This is a genomic window from Mesorhizobium sp. M7A.F.Ca.MR.362.00.0.0 (assembly GCF_004023175.1).
Lineage (GTDB): Bacteria > Pseudomonadota > Alphaproteobacteria > Rhizobiales > Rhizobiaceae > Mesorhizobium.
The window spans coordinates 1-858 of record NZ_RZTF01000500.1; the positions used below are offsets into that span (position 1 = coordinate 1).

Annotated in this window: 1 protein-coding gene; it reads right to left on the bottom strand. The window is 64.2% G+C overall.

Translation table 11 applies throughout. The features are described 5' to 3' along the window. On the bottom strand, window positions 1-765 hold a 765-nt coding region (locus EOC06_RS33915; protein ID WP_128309854.1), incomplete at its 3' end, for a potassium/proton antiporter. Window positions 766-858: the final 93 nt, after the last annotated feature.

The window sequence follows — 858 nt, forward strand, 5'->3', positions numbered from 1 at the left end:
GATATAGACCGCCAGGAAGCCCGAGCCGCCAATGGCGCCGGCGGCTGCAAACACCATCAGCGACAAGGTCAGCACGAAGATCGGCAGCAGGCCGTGGTCGAGATTGAGCCGGTCGACGAGGCGCACGATGGCGAGGCCGCCGAGCACGCCGACGACAGCGCCAAGGCCCATGTTGAGGAGGAAGCCGAGGAACAGGCTGGTGACCAGGACATTGGTTTCGGGGTTGGCGTGGGCGGCGATGATCTCTACCAGCGTGATGGTCAGGAAGATGGCGATCGGGTCGTTGGTGCCGGATTCCACCTCGAGCGTCGAGCGCACGCGTTCGCGCAGATTGATCTCGCCGGCGCGCAGCAGGAAGAACACGGCCGCCGCATCGGTGGAGGCGACGGCAGCCCCGAGCAGGAAGGATTCCAGCCAGGTGAGATCGAGCAGATAATGGGCGGCGACGCCGAACAGGCCGGTGGTGACAAGCACGCCGAAGGTGGCCAGCGACAAAGCCGGGCCCGCAGCCTGCCGCAAGGCATTGAGCGGCGTGCCGAAACCGGAATCGAACAGGATGACGGCCAGCGCCAGTGAGCCGGCAAAATAAGCGATGCGGGCGTTGTCGAACTGGATGCCGAGTCCGTCGGTGCCGGTGGCGAGGCCAATGCAGAGAAACAGGAGCAGAAGAGGGGCGCCGAAGCGGAAGGCGATCAGGCTCGAAAACGCGGCGGCGACGACAAGCGCTGTGCCGACCAGCGTGACGAGATAGATCGCATGCTCCATCCTGAAATCAGCCCCTCAAATTCGTCTGTCTCCTGCTTTGCGAGAGAGTGGGGCGAAGACGTGACCAGTGCAAGGCGGCAGGGTGGCTTTTTG